The following is a 26,066-nucleotide window of genomic DNA, read 5'->3' on the forward strand; positions in this document are numbered from 1 at the left end:
AGATCCGTATACTCCATTCTAAGGCTTGTCCTCAGGAGACACACCCCCGGACGTGACACCATTTAACGGCTGCCGATGGGGAAACAGCTTGGATAGGAGGTCTTGCACCTGCTTTTGCCCGTGGGCGGGTGGACGGGTGCCGTTAGAAGGGATGGGTGAATCGGCCTGATCAGCCGGATCGGCTTCCAATTCTACGTCACCACCTCCCTTTTCCTTAGTTTCGGCCTCATTGGAGAGGGACGGGGTAGACGTGTCAGCCGCGTTGTCTTGAGAGGTTTCGGAAAGTGTCTCTTGAACGAAGCTTTCCTGCGGAGAAGTGACTTGAGCAGGGATTGCTTGAACTGAGGTTGCCTGAATAGGGGTTCCTTGAATGAGTGTCTCTTGGGCAGATCTTTCCTGAACCGATGCGTCTTGAATCAATGCAGCTTGCTGGAAGGCCACTGGATTCGGGGCCGTTCCGTTTGCAGAAGACTGGCTGGGATCGCCCAATAGAGAGTTAGGGGGCACCACTTGGCCGGACGAAATCGCGGGATTAATCAGGGTGCTTTCTGCGCCAATGCAGGCGTTTTGGCCAATGCGTCCGGCACCAACAATCAGCACACCGCTGCCCAGTACCGCCCCCGGTTCAATCACCACATCTCCCCGGACGGCCTGGATAATCACGCCGCTGCCCACGCACACCCCAGGGGCCACCACCAACCGACAGCCCGGAGCCGCATCCAGCACCACACAATCGCCAAGGGCCACGCCCTCGGCTACCTCAACCTGTCCCCCCAAAGCAGGAGCGTCAGGATTGGCAAGTGCCGTTGGCAGTGGCCCTATCATTGGCTATCGGTATCCCTAGGAACGCCCTAACTTAAGGACGCTGGATGGTGACTTCCGCCGCCCGCCGCTTGGCCTTGGGATCCACGGCAACTAGGCGAACATACTCGCCCTGGTGTGCCCGCAGTTGGCCATCAATGGCGGCCAGCAAATCCGAGACGCGGCTCCCTTCTAGGGTGGCGCAGGTCTTCCATACGTTGCTGCGATAGCGACGCTGATCAGCGGCCTCTAGGCTGAGACGATAGCCCTGGTTGACAAACTGGTTCACCTGTTGGGCGGTGTCTTGGCTGAGACCTTGACCGCCGCCCTGGCTGGCCGGAGCAGGGGCGGACGCTTGGGGTGCAGAGTAGGACGCTACGGGAACACTGGGGCCGGATGCGGGGGCTTGACCAGGCCGTTGTACGGTCACTTCAGGCCCACGGCGCTTGGCTTTGGGGTCGATGCCGAAGATGCGGACATACTCGTTGGGGTAAGCGGCCATGCACTGAGACACCGCCGCCAGTACCTCGTTCTCGCGGTTGGAGGTGATGGGAGCGCAGGTTTGCCACACGCCACTGCGGTAGCGACGGGTATCGGCGTGCTCGGCCCCAATGTGGTAGCCCTGGCTGATCAGTTGCCGCACCTGCTGGGCGAGGTCGCCACTGAGGTTCACGGCACCACCGCTGGCCGGACGCTGACCCACGGAACGGCCAAAGCCTGTCCCCGCTGGAACCGAGGAGCCGCTAACGGGCTTGCCATCGGGCCGCTGAATGGTGATGGGTGCAACCCGCTGGTTGGCGCGGGGGTCAATGCCGAACAGGCGCACGTATTCCCCGGCATGATCGGCCAGACAGGCTTCTAGGGCCGCTAGTACCTCCCCCTCACGGTTGGAGGTAATGGGAGCGCAGGTCTGCCACACGCCGCTGCGATAGCGACGGCCATCGGCGTGCTCGGTGCCGATGCGGTAGCCCTGGCTGATAAACTGGCGCACCTGATTCACCACCTCAGCGGACAGGGATCCCGCCGCCACCGCCGCCGGACGGTAGGCTTGGCTGGCCCCGCTGGAAACCGCAGGCACAGAACCATTCACCTCAACGGCCTTGCCATCGGGCCGCTGAATCGTCACCGGAGCCACCCGCTGCTTGGCCTTGGGGTCGATGCCGAACATCCGCACATACTCGCCCCGGTGCTCGGCCAGACAAGCCTCTAGGGCGGCAAAGGCTTCCCCTTCACGGGTGGCCTGGATGGGGCTACAGGTTTGCCACACCCCACTGCGGTAGCGGCGATTGTCGGCGTGCTCGGTGCCAATGCGCAGACCTTGGGCCAAATACTGGCGCACCCGCTGCACAACATCGGGGGAAAGCTGTTGAGATTGCATAGTACCTAATCCATCGCGTTCGTTTAAGTTGGAGCCAGCTAAGTTAGAGCCTGCCAAAGCCGAGGGCGACTCCGCCGATAGGGCGTTCAGCTCAGTTGATAAAGCATTCAAATCAGCGGGGGCGGGGCCATAGCCGAGCAATTCTCGCACCAGAGCCAAGTCTTGGGGGCTAACGTCCGGCAAACCATCGGCCTGACTTTGGCGGGTAATCACCGATCCCGACGGCACCAATTTGCCTGGGGGAACCTCCACATCCTGCACTAGGGCGTGCATCATCACAATGCTGTTGGCCCCCAGGCGGGCATTGAAAATGGTGGAGCGAAACCCGATGAAAACGTTGTCGCCAATGTAGGCTGGGCCTTGAATCAGCGTCCGGTGGGTGAGGGTTGCGCCTTGACCAATCCAGACGGTGTAGGGTCGCTGGTCATCGCCAAGCACCCTAGCCTGACCCAGACCGTTAATCGTGACCCCTTCCTGGATAACCGTGCGAGAACCCACCACACAGGTTGCTCCCACCTGAGCCCGCAAAGCCGCGCTGGGGGCAATCGCCACCCCCTGGCCTAGGCGCACATCGCCCACGGACTCAAACCTAGAGAAAGCTCCCTCAGAGGTGGCATCCGACACCCGAGACGCCGCCAGCGTGCTGACCGTCATGATCCAAGTCTCCAAAAAAATCAGCGCCCCTAACCAGGAACCCCTTAGCCCGGATAGGCAATGTCCAGAGCGGTTCCCCAACCCTGGACGGTTGCCATTGCGGCTTGGCTACCCCTAGCTAAAATCGTGCCGCTTGTCGTAGAGGGCACCGCTGTCGAGGCTGACGGTATCAACAATGGCGATCACCGCTGCATCCACCGGACGCCCCTCATAGCCGGGATGTTGACGGGCACCGCTGCCTTGGGTAATCAACACCCATTCCCCTGTCCCTGCGCCGACCACATCTGCCGCTACGGTGTAATCGGGGAGCAAGTCCCCCGTTTCGCTGATGAGCTGCACCAGCAAAAATTTCACACCGCTGAGGCTGGGCTCTTTGCAGGTGCTAACCACCGTGCCGCGCACCTTAGCCAAGAGCATGGCTTACCTATCTGCCGTAGGGACGAATACCGCTGACGCTCTCGCGGAACTGTTCCACCGCTTCGGTGTAGCGAATGGGCAGCACGAACTCTAGGTTTTCGTGGGGGCGGGCGATGATGTGGGTGGACAGCACTTGGCCACCGTTCACGCGCTTAACATTTTCAATACCAGCGGCCACAGAGGCTTGCACCTCAGACACATCGCCACGGACGATGACAGTGACGCGACCGCTACCAATTTTTTCGTAGCCCACCAGGGTGACGCGAGCGGCTTTCACCATCGCATCGGCGGCTTCCACCACAGCGGGGAAACCCAGCGTTTCTACCATACCAACTGCAATTGCCATGCTTGTAAGCCCTTCCTTAAGCTTGTATTGTTTACTGGCTGTGTGCGTAACCTACGTCGCCCTTGGCCAGACGCCCTTGGGCAACACGTATAAAGTTAGGAAAGCCATTTTTACCGTTCCACACGTCCGTCACGGACTTGGGCCCCATAGACCTGGGTTGCAGAACCAAAACGACAACCTATGAAGCAAGGTTTACCCTAGCTTCGGAACTGCTCCACAGCCTCGGTGTAGCGAATGGGCAACACAAACTCAAGGTTTTCGTGGGGACGAGCAATGATGTGGGTAGACAGCACTTCGCCACCGTTGACGCGCTTGGCGGATTCCACCCCAGCGGACACAGACGCTTGCACTTCGGACACATCACCACGCACGATCACGGTGACGCGACCGCTACCGATTTTTTCGTAGCCCACCAGGGTTACACGGGCGGCTTTCACCATGGCATCCGCCGCTTCCACGACAGCCGGGAAACCCAGGGTTTCAATCATTCCAACAGCAATTGGCATTGTCGTAATCTCCTTGTTAAATCTAGATCTTTTCCCCTGCGTTCACCCAGGAATTCAGCCTTTATTGGCAGCATGAACAGTCCCGAACTCATCAAGAAACGGGATTTGCTCAAGGTTAGTGAAGGCGAAAAGAGCTGATTTCTCTTTGATGACAACCTAAGCATAGGTGTCGATTGACACTTTTGCAATATAAGTCTCAATGATTGTTGCTAATGTTGAGTATTATTAAACCTTATCCCCAAAGCCCTTGCGAAAGCGGCCATTGGCGGCTCTTTCCGGGGTGAGTCCTCACCCTCATTTAGGGTCTGCCAGGGGGCTGCTGTTGACCTGAGTCGCCCTCTATCGCCACCTAAAATTGATGGATGCCAGAGTTGCAGTATTAAAATTATATCTGGGCATTGCATTGATATAAATCAATTGTTTTGGTCGCTGGGCATGATCTCCGGGGGGATTCACGAATCGGGTAGGATGATGGCTAACGGCTGATAGCTCGGTCTGGCCTTCTGGGTTTTGGGGCGGGCGAGGGGGTGCAGATCAACGGTTGGAATCCGCCATCCCGGCATCGCTTCGTTCACATATCTTAATGGTGCAATGGCCACGAATTCGTCAGGCTGGAAGGAGTAGGTCTGCGGTGACGCCCTCTTTCCCGATGGGTCAGCGTTGGGTGGATGGGTGGCCTGTCGCAGATTGTTTAGACGAGGTAGTGACGAATTTATGAACCAAATGTGGGTGGAGACAAGTTGGCTGCTGCCAATCTATGGGCTGCTGGGGGTGGTGTTGGCCCTGCCGTGGTCTATGGGCTTTATCCGCCGCACGGGGCCAAGGCCAGCAGCCTACCTCAACATCGCCATGACGCTGTTCGCCTTTATCCACGGCCTGTTGGTATTTCAGGGCATTTGGAATGAAGGTTCCCAGGAACTCGTTTTCTCCTGGTTCAAGTTTGCCGACCTGCATTTAGAGCTGGCCTTTGACATCTCGGTGCTGAACCTGGGGGCGCTGGAGCTGATTACCTTCCTCAGTCTGCTGGCCCAGGTGTTTGCCCTAGGGTATATGGAAAAGGACTGGGCCTTGGCTCGGTTTTACTCCCTGATGGGGTTCTTTGAAGCGGCCATGAGCGGCTTGGTGCTGAGCGGGTCGCTGTTCGTCTCCTACTCGCTGCTGGAGATGCTGACCCTTTCCACCTACCTGCTGGTGGGCTTTTGGTATGCCCAGCCCCTCGTCGTCACCGCCGCCCGCGATGCCTTTTTGACCAAACGCATTGGCGACGTGCTGCTGCTGATGGGCGTCGTAGCCCTGGCGGCAATGGCCGGAAGCCTAAACTTTAACGACCTCTATGGGTGGGTCAAAACCGAAAATCTTTCGCCCCTGGTGGGGACGCTGCTGGGGCTGGCGCTGATTGCGGGGCCGATTGGCAAATGCGCCCAGTTTCCCCTGCACCTGTGGCTGGATGAAGCGATGGAAGGGCCGAACCCAGCGTCGATTTTGCGAAATTCCGTCGTCGTCACCTGCGGGGCCTACGTGCTGATTCGCCTTCAGCCGATTGTGGTGCTGTCCCCTGTCACCTTGGGGGTGCTGATTGCCCTGGGCAGCATTACGGCCATCGGGGGTTCCCTGGTGGCCCTGGCCCAGATTGACCTGAAGCGGACGCTGTCCTACTCCACCAGCGCTTACCTGGGTCTGGTCTTCGTGGCCGTGGGGACAGAGTGGCCCGGTGTGGCGATTACCCTGCTGCTCACCCATGCGGTGGCCAAGGCGCTGCTGTTTATGGGGGTGGGCAGCATCATCACCACCACCACCAGCCAAAACCTCACGGAAATGGGCGGTTTGTGGTCACGGATGCCCGCGACGACCCTGGCCTTTGTGATTGGCTCCCTGGGCATGGTGGGAATTTTCCCCCTCGGCTGCTTCTGGGGGCTGCGGATGGGGGCGGATTTCCTCAGCCAGAGTTCGCCCCTGCTGGCCTTAGTTTTCCTCTTGGTGAATTTCTTAACGGCCCTGAATTTGACCCGTGTCTTCCGCCTGGTCTTTCTGGGGCAGGCCCAGCCCAAAACCCGCCGCGCCCCAGAGGTGCCCTGGCCGATGGCGGTGCCGATGGTATCCCTCTCCATCGTGACCCTGCTGGTGCCCGTGATGATGGCCCGGATGTCGCTATTGCCGCCCGTGGAGTATTTGAACTGGCCCGTAACCGCCCTCCTGGTGGCCTTTGGGGTGGCAGGGGTCGCCCTGGGATCGGCGATTCCCCTGTCCAAGTCCCTGGCCCGGTCGCGCAATCGTCCGGTGCGGATTCTCCAAGACCTGTTGGCCTACGACTTCTACACCGAACGGCTCTATGCCAACACCGTGGTCGCCGCCGTGGGAGGGCTGTCGCGCCTGAGCAATTGGTTTGACCGCTACGTGGTGGATGGCCTGGTGAATGCCGTCGGCCTAGCGTCACTCTTGGGCGGAGAAAGCCTGAAATACAGCGTTTCTGGCCAATCTCAACTGTATTTGTTCACCATCATGGCCGGGGTGGGCCTGATTGGCGTTTTCATGACCTGGAGCCTGTGGTAGCCATGCTGAGCGTACTGATTCTGATCCCGTTAATTGGCGCACTGGCGGTTATCCTTTGGCCCGGAAAAATTACGCCGCTCACCGCAAAATGGGTCAGCGGCGGCACCATCGGCCTAACGCTGCTGTGGGTGATTTTTCTGGCGACCCAGTTTGACATCACTACACCGGGCTTTCAGTTTGAGGAATTGCTGCCCTGGGTAGAGCCGCTGGGCCTCAGCTATCGCCTAGGGCTGGACGGTCTTTCCCTGCCCTTGCTGGTGGTGAATAGCCTGCTGGGGATTGTCGCCATCTACATCAGCGACCCCCACCTGCATCGGCCTCGGCTGTATTACGCGCTGATTTTGGTGATCAGCAGTGCCGTGGCGGGGGCGTTCCTCTCGGCTAACCTGCTGCTGTTCTTCATCTTTTACGAATTAGAACTGATTCCCCTGTACCTGCTGATCGCCATCTGGGGCGGGGCACGGCGGGGCTATGCGGCCACCAAGTTTCTGATTTACACCGCTCTCTCGGGGATTTTGATCCTCGGTGCCTTCCTGGGCCTAGTGTGGCTGTCGGGCAACACCAGCTTTGACTACGACAGCGGCTTGGCGACAGCGTTACCCCTGGCCCAGCAAATCATCCTGCTGGTGGCGCTGCTGATTGGCTTTGGCATTAAGGTACCGCTGTTTCCCTTCCATACCTGGTTGCCCGATGCCCATGTTGAGGCGTCTACTCCGGTTTCCGTGCTGCTGGCGGGGGTGCTGCTGAAGCTGGGCACCTACGGCCTGGTGCGGTTTGGCCTGGGCCTGTTCCCCGATGCCTGGATGGCCCTGGCTCCGGTGATGGCGACCTGGGCGGTGATCAGCGTTCTGTATGGTTCCCTCGCGGCCATTGCCCAGACCGACATGAAAAAAATGGTGGCCTACAGCTCCATTGGTCACATGGGCTATGTGCTGCTGGCAGCGGCGGCTTCGACCCCCCTCAGCATTGTGGGTACGGTGTTCCAAATGGTGAGCCACGGGCTGATTTCGGGCCTGCTGTTTTTGCTGGTGGGGGTGGTCTACCACACCACGGGCACCCGCGATCTCACCGTACTGCGCGGCCTGCTGAACCCAGAGCGGGGCTTACCCTTCGTCGGTTCCCTGATGATTTTGGGGGTGATGGCCAGTGCAGGGATTCCCGGCATGGTGGGCTTTATCTCGGAATTTCTGGTGTTTCGGGGCAGTTTCCTAATTTTCCCGGTGCAAACGCTGCTTTGCATGGTGGGGTCGGGCCTGACGGCGGTGTACTTCCTGCTGCTGGTAAATCGGGCCTTCTTTGGACGGCTGGCGGTGGCTCCCCCCAGTGGCTCCCCCCAGTTGGATGTTGACCTGCCGGGTGTGACCTGGCGCGACCGCCTGCCCGCCCTGGCCCTGGCCAGCCTGATTATCGCCTTTGGCCTTCAGCCCAACTGGATGGCCCGCTGGAGCGAACACACCACCCTCGCCCTCCACGAACCCTACCAAGGCTTTGTCCAGGCCAGCATCCTACGGATGGCTCCCCTGAACGAGTCCCTCGTCGCCGATACCCTAGTGATGGATGCCCCAGCAACGACCCCGCTGCTTCCCTGATCGTCCATCCCCCCGCCGCCCCCCTTGCCGATAGCCCTATCGAGACCTCACAGCCATGACCCACACCCTCCCCAAACCCGCGTCGGTGCATCCCCTAGAGCCATTCATCGACCGTCTGCTGTCGGCGGATGCCCTGCTGCCGCACTCGGACACCAACGTGCTGGAGGTGGTGGGCATCCTCAAAAGCTACGGGGTGGTGCTGGATGCCTACTCGAAAAACCTGATCTACATCGCCGATCATCAGTTTTTGGTGCTGTTTCCCTTTTTCAAATACTTCAATGGTGAGGTGTCCTTCGGGAAATTACTCAAGCACTGGTGGCACGACCGCATCAACTTCGAGTACGCCGAATACTGCATGAAGGCCATGCTCTGGCACGGCGGCGGCAAAATGGACGAGTACTTGGACTCCGAAGAATTCCTAGCCCTCTGTCGCACAGCCACCACGGCCAAAACGAAATCGAATCCCCTTGTACGCAGCATCAACGCCGTTTTTCCCGATTTCCTCACCGAGCAAGTGCGCCAACTCGCCTACTACAGCGCCCTCGGCCAGTTTTGGCGGGTGATGAGCGACCTGTTCATTGACCTCTCCGACGCCTACGACGCTGGCAAGGTCAACACGATTCCCGAAGTAGTGGCCTTCATCAAAGCGGGCCTGGTTGCCGCCGCCAGTAACCCGATTACCTACAGCGTCAACATCAACGGCCAAACCTACGACCTCATGCCCAAATCGGCAGGGCTCACCTTTTTGATGGATGTGGCGGTGCCCTACGTGGAGGCCGTCTTTTTCCGGGGTGCGCCGTTTTTGGGCACGGTCTCCTACAACGCCCAGGCCAACCAAATCCCCGCCGAACAGGGCCAATTCCAGTACGGTGCCCTCTACGCCGACCCCATCCCCGTGGGCGGTGCGGGCATTCCCCCGACGCTGCTGATGCAGGATATGCGCCACTTTCTGCCGGATTATTTGACCGAGTTCTACCTCGCCAGCGGTCGCGGCCTGGATGATGTGCGGGTGAAGATTTGCCAAAGCTTCCAAAAATCCATGTTTTGCGTCACCAGTGCCTCGTTGCAAGGCTTGCTGCCCCACGCCGCCGACACCACGAACCCCCAAGAGCAGGTCGCCAACCGGGATTTTCTCGCCGCCTGGATGGATCGGCTGATGACCTCCCGTTTGGATGTGGTGCAGCTTTAGAGCCACTACCGGGGACGATTGGCAGCGATTGACTAGGGGAAAGGGCAACCACTTTAGACCGCCACTATTCTGTAGCCTTGGGCGAGTCAATTGGGGGCGGAGGGATAATGACCCGAAAATCGGCATCCACCACACCCTCATCATCGAGATCGGGAGAATTAGGCTCTTCGTCCTCGTAGGCGTCCCCATAGTTATCTTCGCCATAGTCAGGGTCATAGCCGCTGTCGTCGCGATCCCCATAGATATCATCGGGGGGAGCATAGATGCGGTCAGTCTGGCCGGATTCGGCCTGTTCGCGATAGCTGTAGGAGTAAATTGATCCGTCTCGATAGACCTGGGTGGGCGGCTTCGGGGCTTCGTAGGCCCTGGCAGGGTGAGGTTCCGATCCGTAGGAGTCGGGGGCAGGCTGACCGTCGATGTCGTCCCAGCCTTCGGTGATCTCCTCCAGGCTTTCCTCCACGGGGCTAACACCAGAGGAACGGTAGGATCGGGGATCAACGTCATCCCAGTCGTCGGTGATTTCCCGCAACGATTCCTGCACCCGTGGGTCTGGGCCATCGTCTGGGCGGCGACCCAACCAGCTCAGGGGAGATCGGAAAGTGCCTGGGGATGGAGAGGGATGGGGAGATCGCGGCGGTGCTCCCGCTGGAGGTCGCTGGGGTGCAGGTTCGGGGCGACGGTGATCGTCCCAACTGCTCCACTGGGTGGGAGATTCCAGATCCGTCCAATCGCGCCAAGAACCATCGGCTGGAACGGATCGGGCGGCGGCATCAGCGGAAGATTGCACCTCTTGGCGACGGTCAACATCGCTAGGACGAGAAGGCTCGTTGGGATTGGCAGGCTCGTAGAAGGGTTGGGGCTCGTACTTGTAGCGATGGCGCGAGGATTTACCTCGAGTAGGTGGCCCCACGATGGCATTCATGGCTAGGGTGGTCAACCCGCCGAGAAGAATGGCCAGCACTAGCCAAAGGCCCACGGGCAGGGCCAAGGTGCGCCCCCCCAGGAACACCAGAGGCAAGCTAAGAGACAAATTTTGCAGGCCCAGGAGCAGCAGCGTGCCCAGCGCCAGTAGTCCCACAACCCAACGTGTTGTTGCCATGGCCTCAATCCTCTCGGTCAACGGCTTTGCCTATCCTATCGTGCTGGGCGACTTGCCTGAATGCGAACCCCAAACCCCGGTTTGTGAGATCAGTAGCTCACAAACCTGCTCTTTTGTCGTAAGCTCACCCTCACCCTAAATCCCTCTCCCATGTTGGGAGAGGGACTTTGAACAAGGCTCTGGCTCCCCTCTCCCGTCCTGGGAGAGGGGCTGGGGGTGAGGGCGACAAGACTTTGCGATCTACTGAGCTTAAGCAGCCCATGGTTGCTGGAGCAGTCGGTGAAAAACCGGGGTTCTCCCGAACATCAGGAATCTTCTGGCGGTGCAATCTCATGGGGCAGATGGCCCTGCCAGCGGTTGAGGGGTACGCAGTCGATATCGAGCTGGTCTAAGGCGCGGGCGATAACAAAATCCACCAAATCCTCGATGCTTTGGGGATGGTGATACCAGGCGGGAATGGCAGGCACAATGCGGGCTCCAGCTTCCGCCAAGGTCGTCAAATTCCGCAGATGAATGAGGCTGAAGGGGGTCTCGCGGGGCACAATCACCAGTTTGCGGCCCTCCTTGAGCTGCACATCGGCGGCACGTTCCAGCAGGTCGGAGCTCATGCCCGCCGCCAGCCGTGCCACGGTGCTCATGCTGCACGGAATCACCACCATGCCCGCCGCCCGAAAGGATCCGCTAGCGATGGAGGCCCCTACGTCGCCCCAGGGATGGCAGCGCAGGGTACCTGCGGCCTCAACGCCAGCCTGCTGTCGCCAAAATTGGGCCTGTCGTTCGGGGTCGAGGGGCATGGGGATACCTTCCTCGGCCTGCCACACCATTTGACAGGCCTTGGAAGCCACCACATCCACCGTGCCCCCCGCCGTTAGGACGTGCTTGAGGGTACGGACGGCGTAGATCAGCCCGGAGGCTCCCGTGATCCCCACAATCAAGGGCCGAGCCGGGGGCTGGGGCATGGATTGCATGGTCACAACCTATTCGCTCTCGTCGCTGCTAAGGTCAGATCCAGCGGTTTCAGGGGCGTCCTCGTCGTAGGCGGGGTTTTCTTCGTCGTCGGGCATTTGACTGCCGCCACCCACGGCCACTAGGTCAATCTGCTGACGATAGTAATCGACGCTCTTCACCTGCACATCTACCTTGTCGCCAAGGCGGTATTGCTGGCGGTTTTTACGGCCCACCAGTTTTTGCTGACGGGCGCGATACTCATACCAGTCGTCCTTGAGGGAGCTGACATGCACCAGCCCTTCCACCAGCAGCTCTTCGATTTCCACAAAGAAGCCGTAGGACTGAACGCCCGTAATCAGCCCGTGGAAAACTTCCCCCGTGTGGGAGCGCATAAATTCGGCCTTTTTCAGCCCCTCTAGGTCAGATTCGGCCTCCTGGGCCAGCCGTTCCCGTTCGGTCAGGTGGATGGCAAGGCGGGGTAGGTCGTCCTCTAGATCGTGTTGAATTTCGGGGGGCAGCACATTCCAGCTAATTTGACCGTGGCAGGCGCTATGGTGCAAATCCACACCGTCCTTAGATCGGGTGGAGCGACGATCTCGGCCCGACTCGAACACCGCATGGAGGATGCGATGCACCACCAAATCCGCATAGCGGCGGGAAGGGGAGGTGAAATGGGTGTAGCCCTCGGCCAAGCCCAGGCCAAAGTGCTGGGAGGGATGGGTGCTATAGAAGGCGGGCTGGATGGTTTCGAGCAGCAGGTAGGTGAGGATTTTCTCGGCGCTGGAGTCGGCAAACTGCTCCACAAACCGCTGATAATCCTTGGGCTGGGGCGCATCTTCGGCTTCTAGGGTGAGCTGGATGTCCATGTTTTCCGCCAGCTTGGTGAGTTCCTGCACGTCGTTGGGGTCGGGGGCGCGGTGCAGTCGATAGATGGCTGGAACGCCCAGGGCTACCAGATGTTGGGCCACCAGTTGATTCGCCAGCAGCATACATTCCGTCACCAGGGGGCGGGAAGACACCCCTGCCGACACCACCATGACGCCCAGCAAGCCCTCGTCGTCGTACTGGAACTTGGGAGAGCGGTAGTGGGCCAGGGGTTCTTCGGCATCGGCGGGGAAGTCGTACTCCGGTAGGTTGAGCTCGAAGGATCCGCGATGGAGCCGCTGCCGCTTGATGGCTTGGCTGAGGTAGAGCAGATTGTCTAGGAGATCGTAGATGGGGGCGAGCTTTTTCAGGGCCTTCGCGTCTACCCCTAGGGTGCTGAGCGCGTCAGGGTTATCCCGCTCTAGAACAGCCTGGGCCTCTTGGTAGGTGACGTGATAGTTCACATTCACCACCGAGGGGCGAATTTCGTACTCCAGCACATGCCCGGTATCGTCTAGGGTGGCCAGCATCGACAGGGTGAGCCGATCCTTACCAACCTCCAGGGAACCCAAGCTACCCGACAGCGGCGGCGGCAGCATAGGAATCACCGTATCGCCCAAATACACCGAGGTACCGCGCCTAGCCGCCTCTTGATCAATGGCGGAATGGGCCGGGATGTAGTGGGTAATGTCGGAGATGTGAACCCCCAGCCGCCAGTGGCCCGCCTCGGTTCTGTCGAGGGTGAGGGCATCGTCCATCACCGAGGCGTTGGGGCCGTCAATGGTGAGGGTGAGGGCCTCGCGCAGGTCTAGACGATCCTTGAGGGCCGTTTTGCCTAGGCGGGTGGGCAGGGCTTCGGCTTCCGCCAGCACCCGATCAGAAAACTGGCGGGGCAGGTCGTGCTTGCAGTGGACGATATCGAGGTCGGAGGCCGCTTCAGCATCGCTGCCCAAAATTTGCGCCACCCGCCCCTGGGGAGGGTTTTGGCCGAGGGGATAGCGGACAATTTCTACGTGGGCCAGTTGATCGACGGCCTCGTTTAGATTGCCGCCATTGGCCAACAAAGACAGTTCAAACAGCAGCCGATCATCCAGGGGCACCGCCCGGTAGTCTTCCGCTTCCTGCTTGACGCGGGCCAACACCGAGGCATTCGCCCGTTCTAAGATCAGCCGCACTTCACCTTCGGGGCTGCGTCGTCCGCTGCCTTCTTTGGTCACGCGCACCAGCACTCGATCACCATTCCAGGCGGTATTCAGGTGGCTTTCCCGCACGTAGATATCTTCGGCCCCTTCCTCATCTTGGATGGCAAAGCAAAAGCCTTTGCTGGAACAGCGCAGCTTGCCTTCCACCACGCCATCCTCAGAGTTGCGCCGATATTTACCCCGCTCTTTCACCAACACCCCAATGCGTTCTAGGGCGTCTACGGCAATCTGCAAGTCTCGCTGACTCGTGTCGGTGGTGCAGTGGAGCTTCTTTTCGAGGTGTTTCAGGGTAAGGGTTTTGTCTTTGCCAAAACTCGCGAGTAATGCCGCAATCGAAAATTCCATGTAGCGATCATTCCTAAGGATTATTCGTGTCTGACTCGGGCCTAATTCGGGGTGGGTCATCCATCGCGGAGTTGGGCAGTAACGCCTGGGTCTTGTAACCTAGCCATCGCGAGGGAGGTTGATTCAGGGGCTGACTGGGAACAGAACTGGATGGGAGGCCCACCGCCAGCCGTGAATCGAACGGTTTGACCGCAGCCTGAATGGGGTCGGAACGGCCAAACGCCGTGGCTTGCTCAATCCGGCAACGGAACTAGCAAGACCTACCTTTTACAGTGTCTCAACAAATGGGACGCTGTCAAATGTTTTTGTCAATATCGCGTTACGTTTTGCAATGGATTGCGGCGGGGAAGCACCCTGAGGGGGGCTAGGGGGGGCTAGGTGCGCTCTCCAGTAATCATGTAGGCCACTCGCTTGCCCACGTTGGTGGCATGGTCGGCGATGCGTTCCATGTAGCGAATGGCCAGCACCAGCAGCACCGTCGGCTCAATGGATCCGGTGATGTTGGTCTGGTGGGCGAGGAGGTTGTACAGCTCTTCGTAGTCGTTGTCTACGGCGTCATCTTTTTGCTTAATGTCTAGGCCAGCGGTGGCGTCGAGTTCCGAGAGGGCCAGCAGACTCATGGCCACCATGGATCGGCAGCGGTCGAGCATGGTGTTCACGCGGCCCATCAGGGGGTGGGCAGGATAGGGAAACAGCTTGATCGCCACATCTCCCAAATCCTTGGCGTAGTCGCCAATGCGTTCGAGGTCGCGCACCATCTGAATAAAGGCTCCCACCCGGCGCAAATCAGCATCGGCGGGGGCAGGCAGGGTGAAGAGGTGCATGCAGTCTACTTCGATTTGGCGATAGAACCGATCCACCTGTTTGTCTTGACTTCGCAACCGTTGTGCCGCCTCCAGGTTGCGATCACAGAGGGCATCGCGCGCGAGCACGCAGGAATTTTCCACGAGGGCACCCATGCGTAATAGATCACGCTGTACCCGGAGCAACTGACGCTCAAACTCGCTGCGCAGGGGGGGCGTCGTGTTTACAGGGGTTGAGGGCGTCAACCATGGATCCGAGTCCTGCACCAATCGTTTCTCCCTGGGGTTGTTCCAATCCAAGGGCTTGGCGGAGTAGTCGCGCCTAGCCTACTGAAAAACTATAGCGCCCTGAGACGAAATGCCGTGTTGGCCCTCGAACAAGGTTTTGTTAGCTTGGCATTAACTTTCCCCAAAATTGCCCAAGTTTCCCCAATACCCTGAACCTCAAGGCCCTGATCCTGGTGATTGCACCCACGGAAGTGACGATGCCTGAAGACGGTAGCCCACCAGCTCGGCTCAATGGCCCTGACGTTTGTAGACCATTAAGCTGTGTAACAGTTACCCCGGCCCCCAGCGAAGAAAAGACCGACTTAGTTAACAATCAGGTCTAGACAAGTCTGTCATCCATCGTTCACACCGTTTGTGAGGAATTGTTCTATGGCGCTTTCTGATACCCAGGTTTACATCGCCCTGGCTCTGGCCCTAATCCCCGGCTTCCTGGCCTTCCGACTGTCCACCGAACTGTACAAATAGCCTCTCAGGATGGGGCTCAACCACCATCAACGCCCCGTTCATCATCCGATATAAAAGCCCCTAGTTCAGCAGAGCTAGGGGCTTTTGTCTTGTGAGGCGATCCCCTACAGACCCAAACTAGGGCCAGTGTGAGTAGCACTGCGGGCTCCGGCGTACACGAGGCCCCGGCGGGTATCGAGGGTGAGGATGGTGCCGTCGCGGATAATTTCCGTGGCGTTTTTCACCCCTACAATCACCGGAACTCCTAGGCGTAGGCCGATCACCGCCGCGTGGCCCGTCAGGCTCTCGTCTTCGGTGATGATGCCCCCAGAGCGGCGGATGGCTTCGACGAAATCAGCACTGGTGCGGGGCACAATCAAAATTTCGCCCTCATTAAAGTCGTTGATATCCAGGCTGCTGTGGGCCACCCTAGCCCGACCGCTGACGGAAGCTTCGCCGATGCCCACGCCCCGGCCCAGCACCGCTGTCACCACATCCACCTTGATCAAATCCGTGGAGCCCGACACCCCTTGCAGGGTACCTGCCGTTAGCACCACCAGATCGCCATCGTTGAGCAGGTGCTTCTCCTGGGCCACCCCCATCGCTGCCTGGAAAGTTTGGGTGGTGGAAGGCAAATCCAGCACCAGCAGCGGCTTGACGCCCCACACGAGTTGCAGTTGGCGAGCCACATTCACATGGGGCGTAATGGCCAGAATCGGCGTTTGAGGCCGATATTTCGACACGTTGCGAGCGGTGGATCCGCTTTTGGTCAGGGTCATAATCGCCGCCGCATTGAGCTGGGAGGCAATCCGCCCCACGGCTTGGCTAATGGCGTTGGGGATGGAGTAGGCTCCGCTGTTTTCCAAATCGCGACGATCCAGCCCCTCCTGTTCGGTACGCACCGCCACCCGCGCCATGGTGGCCACGGCTTCTACGGGGAATTTGCCCACCGCCGTTTCGTTGGAGAGCATCACGGCATCGGTGCCGTCCAAAATGGCGTTGGCCACGTCCGATACCTCAGCGCGGGTGGGGCGCGGGTTAGACACCATGCTATCCAGCATTTGGGTGGCGGTAATCACCGGAATGCCGAGGGCGTTGGCGGTGGCAATCAGCCGCTTTTGCAGAATCGGCACATCTTCAGCGGGCAGTTCCACCCCCAAATCGCCCCGCGCCACCATCACCCCGTCAGACAGCGACAGAATCGCCTCCATCTGTTCGATGGCCTCGTGCTTTTCAATTTTGACGATCACGGGCACAGGCTTTCCGGCCTGGGCAATGATTTCCTTAATTTCCAGCACATCCTGGGGGTTGCGGACAAAACTGAGGGCCACCCAGTCCACCCCCTGGTTGAGGCCAAACATCAGGTCTTCCCGGTCTTTGTCGGTCAGCGCCTTGATAGACAAGTACACCCCTGGGAAGTTGACCCCCTTGTTGTTGGTCAGCAGACCACCCACCACCACGCGGCAGTGGAGTTCCTGGGCATTGATATCCACACCCTCCACCTTCATTTCCACCTTGCCGTCATCCAGCAGAATGGTGGAGCCAACGGGGACTTCCTCCGCCAGCTTGTCGTAGGTGACGCAGGCCCGCTCTTGGGTGCCCAAAATCCGCTCGCTGGTGAGCACAAAGGGATCGCCCTTCGCCAGTTGAATCGCCCCCTGCTCGAACTTGCCCAGGCGAATCTTCGGCCCCTGCAAGTCTTGCAAAATGCCCACGGGCTGGTTCAACTCAAAGGACACCTGGCGAATCAGACGAATACTGCGCTGGTGGTCTTCATGGCTACCGTGGGAAAAGTTGAGCCGCAGGGTGGTGGCCCCGGCTTCAATCAGGGCACGGAGCACGTCAGCATTCTGGGTTGCAGGGCCGATGGTGGCGACAATTTTAGTACGGCGGTGATTGGTACTCAGCGGCATAGTGAACTCTCTAACATGAACTGAACGACAACCCAGAGGCAAGCAAAATCAGGGGGTCAAACCCCGTTGGGATGCCCAGCAGACAACCTCTATCCCCAGACAACCTTTACATCAAGGCAGACAACCTTTACATAAAAATTGGGATTTTGTCACTCTAAAGCAAATCTGAGCCCAAACATCGACGCCCGCCGATGACTTTGATCCAACCGAGGTCATCCTGCCCTACCTCACCGATTCCGGCGGCGTCCTAGGCAAAGAAAGGGGGGTAATTCACGAAACCCGCCCCAGAAAACGCTTCTAGCCGCCCCCAGCCCCCGTGACTGAGATTTTTACCGATAGTCCGTCACAAAACTTTATTAACGCCGCGCCGTAACGTATACTACCGAGGATACTGGTGTAGGAGCGATGCAACATGTCGGCGGCAACGGAGCCCCTGACGATACGAAAAACGGTGCCCCCTGAGTTGTTGAAAACTGAGGGCGGCTTAAGTCCGAATACCATAATGTTTCTGGCCTCCGTAGGCTTGATCAGCGTTTCCACTGTGGGCTACTTTCTGTGGAGTTGGCCCAGTTGGTGCGTGTTTTTGATGAATGTGCTGTCCCTCCACCTGTCCGGGACGGTCATTCACGATGCTTCTCATAATTCTGCCCATCGCAACCGTATCGTCAACGCCGTTCTCGGCCACGGTAGCGCCCTGATTTTGGGCTTTTCCTTTCCGGTGTTCACCCGCGTGCACCTACAGCACCACGCCCACGTGAACGATCCTGAAAACGATCCGGATCACTTCGTCTCCACCGGAGGGCCGCTGTGGCTGATTGCCGCCCGCTTCTTCTACCACGAGATTTACTTCTTCAAACGCCAACTCTGGCGCAACTGGGAGCTGCTGGAGTGGTTCTTGGGCCGCTTGGCCGTCGCCCTGCTGGTGTTTGCCGCCTGGAAGTTTGACTTCCTGGGCTACATCTTCAACTTTTGGTTCTCCCCGGCCTTGGTCGTCGGCATTGCCCTGGGCTTGTTTTTTGATTACCTGCCCCACCGCCCCTTCGAGGAACGGGATCGCTGGAAGAACGCCCGCGTTTATCCTGGTGCCGTCCTAAACGTGCTGATCATGGGCCAAAACTACCATCTGGTGCATCACCTGTGGCCCTCGGTGCCCTGGTACAAATACAAGCCCACCTACGAAGTCATGCGGCCTTTGCTGGACGAGAAGGGTTCACCTCAGTCCCTAGGGTTGCTGCAAGTAAAGGACTTCTTTAGCTTTCTCTACGACTTGTTTCTAGGGATTCGATTTAAGCGCCATTAACGCTCAGCGACGGTCATCGTCTTGACCTCAAACCAGGCAGGGTAGGTCATCACAATGGCCCACCCTGCTCAGCATAGGCTCGGGATCAACCTTAGAGTCTCAAGAACCCTAGAATCTCAGTTTTTAGGACTGTTTGACCCCAAAGGACGGGGCAATATAGTCCTCTGGCAGGTAGTTGGCGGGGATGGTGGAGTGGTTGCCATCCCGCAGGGCGGTGTAGCCCGGTGAGAGAATTTCGATATCGGCGGCGTTGCAATAGTCTTGGATGTTTTGGTGTAGGGCCGAATAGATGAGGGGCATTTGGTTTGGGGCGGCGGTGTAGGCGCTGAGGGTGTAGCTGACGTTGAAGTCGTTGAGGCCCGTTTGCAGAACGAAGGGGGCAGGGTTGGATTGGATGTTGGGGGTGGCCAGGGCCGCTTCGATCAGCACCTCGTGAACCTTGCGCCAGGGCAGATCGTAGCCGAGGGTGATGGTAGTTTGGAGCACCAGATAGCCCCCGGCCTCGCGGCAGATGGCGCTGAAGTTGGTGACGTTGCTGTTCAGTACCGAGGCATTGGGGATGGTGACGGTTTCCTTTCTGGGCGTGATGACGCGGGTGACAAATAGGGATTTGTCCTGCACTTCGCCGATGATGCTGTCAATGCGGATGAGATCGCCAATCCGAAAGGCGCGGGTGTAGATCAAAATAATTCCGGCCAGGGCGTTGGCGACGGCGGAGGAGGACCCCAGGGTCAGCAAGGCCCCGATAAACAGCGACACCCCCTGAAAGGCTGGAGATCCAAATCCGGGCAAAAACGGCCCAGCGATCACAAAGGCGATGGCCACAATAAAAAACATGGCAAGGCGAACGGTGGGCTGCACCCATTCGGGGTAGAACCAGGGGTAGACATCCTGCCGCCCTAGTTCGACAATCACTTGCTTGGCAAACTCGATCACGTAGTAGGTGATGAGGGCCAAAATCCCCAGCATCATCAGGTTGGGTAGATAGGCCACAAACCCCTGGGCCAGGGCACTAAGGCGTTCTGCAATGTCTCGCAGCAGGCTGTCGCCAATTGCCTCTGTGGCTGGAAACTGGCTGAGCACAAAGGGCACATAGAGGTAGAGGGCAAACAGCACGACCCCCATCCGCACCAGTTGGATGATGCTCTGGAGCAGGTAGCTGGTGGCTCCGGCCCCTAGCAGGTGAATCGACCGGATTCGCAGGGCGAGGATACCGCTTTCCCGCTGGGTCTGAATGCGGCTGGACAGCTTAGAACAGAGGAAAAACAGCCCTCGCAGAAAAATAACCAGAATTAACGTGCTGACTACGATAGCGACTAAGTTGGTGGCCGTCCGCCTGAGGGTGCGGGCCTCCCGATAGTCGATCAGAGCCTGCTGAATCCAGTCCACCGCCATCGCTGCCAGTTCGGGGTGAGGCCGACCGTAGACAGCTTCGTCCTCTGGGCGAACGGTAAACAGCACGCTATCCCCGGCAAAAACAACGCTCTGGGTCTCCCCCGTTTCCGCCCGAATGTCGTCGGGGGCAATGCTGCTGTCCGCCACAGCCGCCTGAATGCGCTGGGTGAGGATAGCGGCCCGTTCCTCGGCGGAGACCCCCTCAAGGCCCACCCTGACCCGAAATAACTCCCTGCCATCCAGCACCACCGGAAAGCCGTCGATGGCATTGCCTACGAGGCGGCTAGGTGGTGCCCCCCCCTGAGCCAATGGCGTAGCTGACGGGCTGGCGGTTGTCTCTGGAGCAGGGGCCGTTTCCTCGGTTGCGGTTGTTTGAGCGTTTTGAGTTTGGGCCACGTAAGTGGGGGGAGCAGAAGTCTGGGCCAGAACCCCATGAGCTTTCCCCGGCATAGCATGGGTGCCCCCGATCAGCAGCGCTCCCAGCAGCGCCACCGCCATCCAAAACAGCCGCCATCGCTGCCGAGGTAGCGCCCCACGGAAGGCCAAGGGACTGAACGGATATCGAGATTTCGCGTGGTTAAGGCCCATTCGTGGTGCTGTCCTTTGAAGCGTGAGTGATTGAATCAACGTCGATGGGGGCGAAGGAGTTGGGACGAAGGAGTTGGGGTGAGGGCGACGTCATGGCCCTTGATATTCCCGCTGGTCGGCGAGTTTGCGGATGGCAACCTGCACCGACATCCCCAAATAGTCCGAAGCCTCTCCCATCCAGGAACCCGATAAGGGAATCACCTGTCCGGGATGGCGGGCGATGGCCACAGGGACAAGGTCAAAGCCTTCGCTGATGCGGTTGGTGGGGTCATAGTTGCGCCATCCAGCACCGGGAAGATAGACCTGAAGCCAAGCGTGGGTGGCCCCAGAGCCAGTCATGCCCACATCGCCGCCATCCAAAGCCGCATCATACAAGTAGCCACTGACAAACCGACAGGCCAACCCCAGCCGCCGCAGGGCTTCAATCATCAGCCAAGCATAGTCGCGGCAAGTGCCCATGCCCGTTTTCAGGGTATCGCCAGGGGCCTGGGTGCCCTCCGCCTCGCGGGCTTCATACTTGAGGGTGCTGTGGATGGTATCCATCATGCGGTTGATCACATCCAAGGTACCGTCCTGATCGCCCAGCACAAACCGCCGTGTCCAATCTGCCACAAGGCCATCAACGTCCTCGGCATGGGGCCGCATAAAGACGGCTAAATCCGTCCATTCGTCCGGCGTATACTGCACGGGCAGTTCCTCTGCCCTGGGGTCGAGGGGAAACTCCTGCACCGCCCGATAGCCGAAGTGCTCCCCCCGCACCCGATAGGTGACGGTCAGTTCCTTTCCTGGAGTTTGCAGGTCAATCACCGCCACGTTGTTAGACAGGGTATCCATCACCCAGCGCACCTGGGAGGGCAGGTTAGTTTCTAGGGCGTAGCTCAGCACCCGTCCGCCGTAGCTACCCCTCGGCAAAAAAATAGCGCGGTGGGTTCCAAAGGTAACGGGCTTGGCGTAGCGGTAGGTGGTGACGTGCTCTAGATCATAGATAACGCTCATGGCGGGATGGCTGGAGGGACACAAGTTAGGATAAGACCATTTCCCAGTTCTCTGGGCTTTGTTACCGCATTTCAAGGGATCTCGATGACCGCTTCCACCTCCAGCCGCCAGGGCTGCATCACCCAACACACCCTCACCACCGCCCAGGGCATGGTTCCCTACACCGCCAATGCCCAATGGCAGTTGATTTACGAGCACGATCAGCCCGTGGCTGAACTATTCCACGTGGCCTACACCGTGGATGACGCCGACCCCAGCCAGCGACCGCTAACCTTTGTGGTGAATGGTGGGCCAGGGGCCGCTTCCGCCTACCTACACATGGGGGCGATGGGGCCAAAGCGGGTGGTGTTTGAAGCGGATGGGGGCCTGCCCAAACCGCCCGTGCAAATTGAGGACAACGCCGAAACCTGGCTAGCATTCACGGATTTGGTCTTTATCGATCCCCTGGGGACGGGCTTTAGTCGGGTGTTGGCCAAGGAAGACGGTGCTTCAACTAAGGCCGCATCAAAATCTAGCGATTCCAGCCCCGCATCGGAGGAATTGCCCTCTGACCCCAAGGGGAATCCCCCGTCGGCAACGGCTACCCTCGACAAAGCCAAAACCTTTTGGGATACAGACCGGGATCTCAAGGCCCTAGGGGAATTTATCCAAGGCTATCTGTCAGCCCAAAACCGCTGGCTGTCGCCGATTTTCATCACCGGAGAAAGCTATGGCGGGTTTCGGGTGGCCAAGTTGGCCCGCCACTTGCAGCAGGATTTTGGCGTCGGGCTGAATGGCGTTGTGATCATTTCCCCGGTGTTAGAGTTTGACCTGCTCTACGGCACCGACTACAGCCTCACCAACTGGGCCGTCACCATTCCCTCCATGGCCGCTGCCGCCGTCTACCACGGGCGGGTCAGTACCACCGACAGCCCAGCCGCCCACGCCGCCAAGGCCGAAGCCTTTGCCCGCCAAACCCTGATTCCCTTTTTGGCCCTCGGCAATCTGGCCACCGAGGACGACCGCCAGCGAGTCTATGGCGAACTGGCGGCGCTGATTGGCCTTCCCCTTGATGTGGTGCAGCGCCACCGGGGCCGGGTGGATATGGAAACCTTTGCACGGGAACTGCTGCGGGATCAGGGCCGCATCCTGGGGCTCTACGACGCCTCGGTAACGGCCCTCGATCCCTTCCCCAATCGCCCCCTCAACGAGGGCACCGACCCCACCCTAGATGGGCTAGATCGCCTGTTTACGGGGGCTATTAACCACCACCTGCGCAGCACCCTCGGCGTTTCCACCCCCCTCACCTACCACCTGCTGAACTACGACGTGTTCAAAGCCTGGAAATTTTTGTCGGAGAAAGACCGCAAACAGGGCTTTGTGGGTGCCGTGGACGATCTGCGGGTGGCCATGGCCCTCAACCCCCACATGCAGGTAGCCATCAACCACGGCTTCTACGATCTGGTCACGCCCTATTTTTCCTCCAACCTGCTGGTAGATCTCATGGCCCTCAGCCCCGAGCTACAGCCCAACCTGACGCTGCGCCACTTTCAGGGTGGCCATATGTTCTACACCTGGGAGGCCTCTCGACAACAGTGGCAGCGCTCCATGCAGGCGTTCTACCAAACCGCCCTGGCCTAGAAATATGAGTTGCTTTGTTAACTTTTGTATCTAGATCGCCCTTGACCTGATGCGAGAGCGTAACGGAACTTGATAATTAACTCAGAAAAGCAGGTTAGAAGGACAGACCTATGGGCTTTATCAAATCAATCTTTGGCATCATTGGCGGCGTATTCAAGGCCATCCTAGGCGTGTTTGGCGTCGGCAAAAAATCCGAGTTCTTTATGGAACTCGATGAGGGTGATGTGGCCCCCGCTGCGGCTCCTGCTGCGGCTCCTGCCCCTGCGGCAGCTACAGCCGTTGCAGAGCCCGTAGCTGCCCCTGCCGCCCCTGCTGCCCCTGCGCCTAAGCCTGCACCAGCAGCTCCCCAATCTGCTCCATCAGCCCCGGCGGTTCCCAGCTTTGCGGCTAACTATTTGGTGGGTTCCACCCTGCCCAGCCGTCGCCGCCCTGGCCCCAGCATGTCTCCCTTCCGGGATATGGCCAAGCAAGTTCAACCTCGCTAGGTTAATCAGGCCATTACGACTCAGGCCATTACTACAAGGAAGGGTTCGGGATATAGAATCTCGAACCTTCTTTTTTGGGGGCTTGCTAGTTCTTTGGGCCTGTTTTTCCGCCCTAGCCTTGTTTAATAGATAGGCCAATGCGTTTCAGTTTGGTATCCACATCCATCACGCGAACTTTGACCACTTGGCCCACTTTAACGATGTCGTTGGGGTCACTGACGAAACGGTTAGCCAGTTGGGAAATGTGAACGAGCCCATCTTGGTGAACGCCCACATCCACAAAAGCCCCGAAGTTGGTGACGTTGGTAACTGTGCCTTCAAGCACCATACCCGGCTTAAGGTCGGTGATGGTGTTGATGTCGTCCTGAAAACGGGCGTAGGTAAACTGATCACGAGGGTCACGACCCGGTTTTTCCAGTTCCTTCAAAATATCCTGGAGGGTGAGTTCTCCGGCGGTTTCTGTGGTGTACTGACTAATCTGAAGGCGTTTGAGGCGATCCGTAGCCTGGGAAATTTGGGTGAGAGGAATCCCTAAATCCGCCGCAATTTTATCCACAATGACATAACTTTCGGGGTGAACCGCCGTATTATCTAGGGGATTTTTGCCATCGCGAATGCGCAAGAAACCCGCCGCCTGTTCAAAGGCTTTGGGGCCAAGCTTTTTGACTTTTAGCAGATCCTTGCGAGACAGAAACGCGCCGTTGGTGTTGCGATAGTCCACAATATTATTCGCCACCGCCGGAGTAATGCCCGACACGTAGGTGAGCAACTCGCGGGAGGCCATATTCAGGTCTACGCCCACATAATTCACGCAGCTTTCGATGGTTTCATCCAGCTTTTGCTTCAGCCGTTTTTGATCAACATCATGTTGATATTGCCCCACGCCGATGGATTTGGGGTCAATTTTCACCAGTTCCGCCAGGGGATCTTGCAGCCGTCGGGCAATGCTGATCGCCCCCCGCACGGTGACATCTAAATCAGGAAATTCTGCGGCGGCTACTTCACTGGCGGAGTAGATGGACGCCCCGGATTCATTGACAAAAACCTTCACGGGCGGCTGGCTCAGGGTCTTCAAGACTTCTCCCACAAAGGCATCGGTTTCGCGGCTGGCGGTGCCGTTGCCAATGGCGATCAGTTCGATGCGGTGCTTGCGAATCATTCCGGCCAAGGTTTCCACCGCCCGCTGCCGTTGCTGGGCCGACTGGTGCGGAAAAATTGCCTGGTACTCTAAAAACTTGCCCGTGCTGTCTACCGCTGCCACCTTGCAGCCCGTGCGAAACCCCGGATCTACGCCCAGGGTTGGCTTCATCCCCGCCGGAGGCGATAGCAGCAGATTTTTCAAATTGGCCTCAAAGGTTTGGATCGACACCTCATCGGCCCAGGCTTTTTTCTCTGCCATCACTTCGCTGGTCAGCGAGGGTTTCATCAGTCGGCTGTACGCATCTTGAATTAGGGTTTGGTAGAACTGACGCAGCTCCGGCACTGAAGTTTTTACCGTGCCTTTGGCCAGGGTACTGAGGATGGGTTCAGCCTCAAGCTCAAGGCTCACCTTCAGCACTCCCTCCCGTTCTCCCCGCAGCAGGGCCAGCAAATTGTGGGAGGCTATTGACCGCACCGGATTGTGATAGGCCCGGTACATTTCGTACTTGGTGCTGCCTTCGGGATGATCTTTTTTGATGCTGGCGGTAATTTGGCCCTGCTTTAATAATTGATCCCGCACATAACGACGCAGGTCGGCCCGTTCCGCCACCTGTTCTGCCAAAATGTCTGCCGCCCCTTGCAGCGCGTCCTCCACCGTGACCACGCCCTTTTCGGTATCCACAAATCCCTGGGCAACCTGGCTGAGCTGGAGGCGTTGCCCCGATTGGTTGCTGGCCTCAATCTGCTGGGCCAAGGGCTCCAAACCCTTCTCCTTGGCCATGGTGGCGCGGGTGCGACGCTTGGGCCGATAGGGTAGGTAGAGGTCTTCTAGTTCCGTTTTTTGCTGACAGGCAAGAATCGCGGCCTTCAGGTCGGGGGTGAGCTTGCCTTGAGATTCAATTTCCGTTAGAACCGTTTGGCGACGGTCTTCTAGCTCGGTTAAATACTGGTGTCGCTCCGCAATTTGCCGCAGTTGCACCTCATCCAGATTTCCGGTGCGCTCCTTGCGGTAGCGGGCCACAAAGGGCACCGTCGCCCCTTCCGCAAACAGGGTCAGGGCGGCGTGAACTTGGGGATCGTGCAGATTGAGTTCGGCAGCAATCACCGAAACTAAAGACGGTGCCGAAGGGGGCATAACGGTAGCCCTAGGTAGTTGCAATGAGGAGAGGCAACCAAGGTGTACAGACCCATCAGTTGCCCCCTAGC

At 58.7% G+C, this 26,066-nt stretch carries 20 protein-coding genes; 7 read left to right on the top strand and 13 right to left on the bottom strand.

The features are described 5' to 3' along the window. Positions 1 to 18 precede the first annotated feature (18 nt). From GFS31_RS10770 to GFS31_RS10790, 5 genes are all read right to left on the bottom strand, one after another. Positions 19 to 777 (bottom strand): hypothetical protein, encoded by a 759-nt coding sequence (locus GFS31_RS10770; protein WP_198804838.1) that lies wholly within the window; start codon positions 775 to 777, stop codon positions 19 to 21. A 79-nt stretch (positions 778 to 856) separates the two neighbouring features. Next, positions 857 to 2,833 carry a ribulose bisphosphate carboxylase small subunit gene (locus tag GFS31_RS10775; RefSeq protein WP_198804839.1) on the bottom strand — a complete coding sequence of 659 codons (1,977 nt, stop codon included), beginning with the start codon at positions 2,831 to 2,833 and terminating at the stop codon, positions 857 to 859. 114 nt (positions 2,834 to 2,947) lie between these two features. Further along, positions 2,948 to 3,250 carry a EutN/CcmL family microcompartment protein gene (locus tag GFS31_RS10780; RefSeq protein WP_190496455.1) on the bottom strand — a complete coding sequence of 101 codons (303 nt, stop codon included), beginning with the start codon at positions 3,248 to 3,250 and terminating at the stop codon, positions 2,948 to 2,950. 7 nt (positions 3,251 to 3,257) lie between these two features. Further along, positions 3,258 to 3,596: a carbon dioxide-concentrating mechanism protein CcmK gene (locus GFS31_RS10785; RefSeq protein ID WP_080806052.1), complete on the bottom strand. Its 339-nt coding sequence runs from the start codon at positions 3,594 to 3,596 to the stop codon at positions 3,258 to 3,260. A 197-nt stretch (positions 3,597 to 3,793) separates the two neighbouring features. Beyond that, on the bottom strand, positions 3,794 to 4,102 hold the full coding sequence (locus GFS31_RS10790) for a carbon dioxide-concentrating mechanism protein CcmK (RefSeq protein WP_190496457.1): 309 nt from the start codon (positions 4,100 to 4,102) through the stop codon (positions 3,794 to 3,796). Positions 4,103 to 4,816: 714 nt separating this feature from the next. On the opposite strand from GFS31_RS10790, the gene GFS31_RS10795 reads away from it, so the two are divergent. From GFS31_RS10795 to GFS31_RS10805, 3 genes are read left to right on the top strand one after another with little or no spacing between them, the layout of a single operon-like run. Further along, entirely contained in the window at positions 4,817 to 6,652 is a 1,836-nt protein-coding gene (locus GFS31_RS10795) for an NAD(P)H-quinone oxidoreductase subunit F (protein ID WP_198804840.1), read from the top strand. Between the two features lie 2 nt (positions 6,653 to 6,654). Continuing rightward, positions 6,655 to 8,241, top strand: coding sequence for an NADH-quinone oxidoreductase subunit M (locus tag GFS31_RS10800; RefSeq protein WP_198804841.1), 1,587 nt, complete (start codon positions 6,655 to 6,657; stop codon positions 8,239 to 8,241). Positions 8,242 to 8,296: 55 nt separating this feature from the next. After that, positions 8,297 to 9,430 (top strand): CO2 hydration protein, encoded by a 1,134-nt coding sequence (locus tag GFS31_RS10805; protein WP_198804842.1) that lies wholly within the window; start codon positions 8,297 to 8,299, stop codon positions 9,428 to 9,430. 64 nt (positions 9,431 to 9,494) lie between these two features. Here GFS31_RS10805 and GFS31_RS10810 read toward each other — a convergent pair whose 3' ends face one another. From GFS31_RS10810 to phoU, 4 genes are all read right to left on the bottom strand, one after another. Beyond that, positions 9,495 to 10,529, bottom strand: a complete 1,035-nt coding sequence (locus GFS31_RS10810; RefSeq protein ID WP_198804843.1) for a hypothetical protein — start codon at positions 10,527 to 10,529, stop codon at positions 9,495 to 9,497. Positions 10,530 to 10,834: 305 nt separating this feature from the next. Then, positions 10,835 to 11,497: a flavin prenyltransferase UbiX gene (locus GFS31_RS10815; protein WP_225907379.1), complete on the bottom strand. Its 663-nt coding sequence runs from the start codon at positions 11,495 to 11,497 to the stop codon at positions 10,835 to 10,837. 9 nt (positions 11,498 to 11,506) lie between these two features. Further along, complete coding sequence (locus tag GFS31_RS10820; protein ID WP_198804844.1) at positions 11,507 to 13,888, bottom strand: ribonuclease R family protein; 2,382 nt, start codon at positions 13,886 to 13,888, stop codon at positions 11,507 to 11,509. 374 nt (positions 13,889 to 14,262) lie between these two features. Beyond that, positions 14,263 to 14,958, bottom strand: coding sequence for a phosphate signaling complex protein PhoU (phoU, locus tag GFS31_RS10825; protein WP_317135100.1), 696 nt, complete (start codon positions 14,956 to 14,958; stop codon positions 14,263 to 14,265). A 390-nt stretch (positions 14,959 to 15,348) separates the two neighbouring features. On the opposite strand from phoU, the gene psaM reads away from it, so the two are divergent. After that, the gene (gene psaM, locus GFS31_RS10830; RefSeq protein ID WP_198804846.1) at positions 15,349 to 15,444 is read left to right on the top strand and encodes a photosystem I reaction center subunit XII; all 96 of its coding nucleotides are present in this window, start codon (positions 15,349 to 15,351) and stop codon (positions 15,442 to 15,444) included. A 104-nt stretch (positions 15,445 to 15,548) separates the two neighbouring features. Here the strand turns inward: psaM and pyk are convergent, their stop codons facing one another. Then, positions 15,549 to 17,336 carry a pyruvate kinase gene (pyk, locus tag GFS31_RS10835; protein WP_198804847.1) on the bottom strand — a complete coding sequence of 596 codons (1,788 nt, stop codon included), beginning with the start codon at positions 17,334 to 17,336 and terminating at the stop codon, positions 15,549 to 15,551. A 412-nt stretch (positions 17,337 to 17,748) separates the two neighbouring features. On the opposite strand from pyk, the gene crtR reads away from it, so the two are divergent. Then, entirely contained in the window at positions 17,749 to 18,636 is an 888-nt protein-coding gene (crtR, locus tag GFS31_RS10840; protein ID WP_198804848.1) for a beta-carotene hydroxylase, read from the top strand. A 123-nt stretch (positions 18,637 to 18,759) separates the two neighbouring features. Here the strand turns inward: crtR and GFS31_RS10845 are convergent, their stop codons facing one another. Beyond that, positions 18,760 to 20,619 (bottom strand): mechanosensitive ion channel family protein, encoded by a 1,860-nt coding sequence (locus GFS31_RS10845; RefSeq protein WP_225907380.1) that lies wholly within the window; start codon positions 20,617 to 20,619, stop codon positions 18,760 to 18,762. 90 nt (positions 20,620 to 20,709) lie between these two features. Further along, the gene (locus tag GFS31_RS10850; protein WP_198804849.1) at positions 20,710 to 21,615 is read right to left on the bottom strand and encodes a transglutaminase domain-containing protein; all 906 of its coding nucleotides are present in this window, start codon (positions 21,613 to 21,615) and stop codon (positions 20,710 to 20,712) included. Between the two features lie 84 nt (positions 21,616 to 21,699). On the opposite strand from GFS31_RS10850, the gene GFS31_RS10855 reads away from it, so the two are divergent. Together GFS31_RS10855 and GFS31_RS10860 are read left to right on the top strand one after the other, a co-directional pair. Continuing rightward, positions 21,700 to 23,235: a S10 family peptidase gene (locus GFS31_RS10855; RefSeq protein ID WP_198804850.1), complete on the top strand. Its 1,536-nt coding sequence runs from the start codon at positions 21,700 to 21,702 to the stop codon at positions 23,233 to 23,235. A 110-nt stretch (positions 23,236 to 23,345) separates the two neighbouring features. Next, on the top strand, positions 23,346 to 23,720 hold the full coding sequence (locus GFS31_RS10860) for a hypothetical protein (protein ID WP_198804851.1): 375 nt from the start codon (positions 23,346 to 23,348) through the stop codon (positions 23,718 to 23,720). 112 nt (positions 23,721 to 23,832) lie between these two features. Here the strand turns inward: GFS31_RS10860 and GFS31_RS10865 are convergent, their stop codons facing one another. Further along, a complete protein-coding gene (locus GFS31_RS10865; protein ID WP_198804852.1) occupies positions 23,833 to 25,995 on the bottom strand; it encodes a Tex family protein in 2,163 nt (720 codons plus the stop codon). Between the last annotated feature and the right edge of the window lie 71 nt (positions 25,996 to 26,066).

This window comes from Leptolyngbya sp. BL0902 (genome assembly GCF_016403105.1).
GTDB lineage: Bacteria > Cyanobacteriota > Cyanobacteriia > Phormidesmidales > Phormidesmidaceae > Nodosilinea.

Excerpts from the sequence above, each read along its gene's own strand:
- GFS31_RS10775 (WP_198804839.1), bottom strand. The coding sequence starts at position 2,833 with ATGACGGTCAGCACGCTGGCGGCGTCTCGGGTGTCGGATGCCACCTCT.
- GFS31_RS10780 (WP_190496455.1), bottom strand. The coding sequence starts at position 3,250 with ATGCTCTTGGCTAAGGTGCGCGGCACGGTGGTTAGCACCTGCAAAGAG.
- GFS31_RS10785 (WP_080806052.1), bottom strand. The coding sequence starts at position 3,596 with ATGGCAATTGCAGTTGGTATGGTAGAAACGCTGGGTTTCCCCGCTGTG.
- GFS31_RS10790 (WP_190496457.1), bottom strand. The coding sequence starts at position 4,102 with ATGCCAATTGCTGTTGGAATGATTGAAACCCTGGGTTTCCCGGCTGTC.
- GFS31_RS10795 (WP_198804840.1), top strand. The coding sequence starts at position 4,817 with ATGAACCAAATGTGGGTGGAGACAAGTTGGCTGCTGCCAATCTATGGG.
- GFS31_RS10800 (WP_198804841.1), top strand. The coding sequence starts at position 6,655 with ATGCTGAGCGTACTGATTCTGATCCCGTTAATTGGCGCACTGGCGGTT.
- GFS31_RS10805 (WP_198804842.1), top strand. The coding sequence starts at position 8,297 with ATGACCCACACCCTCCCCAAACCCGCGTCGGTGCATCCCCTAGAGCCA.
- GFS31_RS10810 (WP_198804843.1), bottom strand. The coding sequence starts at position 10,529 with ATGGCAACAACACGTTGGGTTGTGGGACTACTGGCGCTGGGCACGCTG.
- GFS31_RS10815 (WP_225907379.1), bottom strand. The coding sequence starts at position 11,497 with ATGCAATCCATGCCCCAGCCCCCGGCTCGGCCCTTGATTGTGGGGATC.
- GFS31_RS10820 (WP_198804844.1), bottom strand. The coding sequence starts at position 13,888 with ATGGAATTTTCGATTGCGGCATTACTCGCGAGTTTTGGCAAAGACAAA.
- psaM (WP_198804846.1), top strand. The coding sequence starts at position 15,349 with ATGGCGCTTTCTGATACCCAGGTTTACATCGCCCTGGCTCTGGCCCTA.
- pyk (WP_198804847.1), bottom strand. The coding sequence starts at position 17,336 with ATGCCGCTGAGTACCAATCACCGCCGTACTAAAATTGTCGCCACCATC.
- crtR (WP_198804848.1), top strand. The coding sequence starts at position 17,749 with ATGTCGGCGGCAACGGAGCCCCTGACGATACGAAAAACGGTGCCCCCT.
- GFS31_RS10845 (WP_225907380.1), bottom strand. The coding sequence starts at position 20,619 with ATGGGCCTTAACCACGCGAAATCTCGATATCCGTTCAGTCCCTTGGCC.
- GFS31_RS10850 (WP_198804849.1), bottom strand. The coding sequence starts at position 21,615 with ATGAGCGTTATCTATGATCTAGAGCACGTCACCACCTACCGCTACGCC.
- GFS31_RS10855 (WP_198804850.1), top strand. The coding sequence starts at position 21,700 with ATGACCGCTTCCACCTCCAGCCGCCAGGGCTGCATCACCCAACACACC.
- GFS31_RS10860 (WP_198804851.1), top strand. The coding sequence starts at position 23,346 with ATGGGCTTTATCAAATCAATCTTTGGCATCATTGGCGGCGTATTCAAG.
- GFS31_RS10865 (WP_198804852.1), bottom strand. The coding sequence starts at position 25,995 with ATGCCCCCTTCGGCACCGTCTTTAGTTTCGGTGATTGCTGCCGAACTC.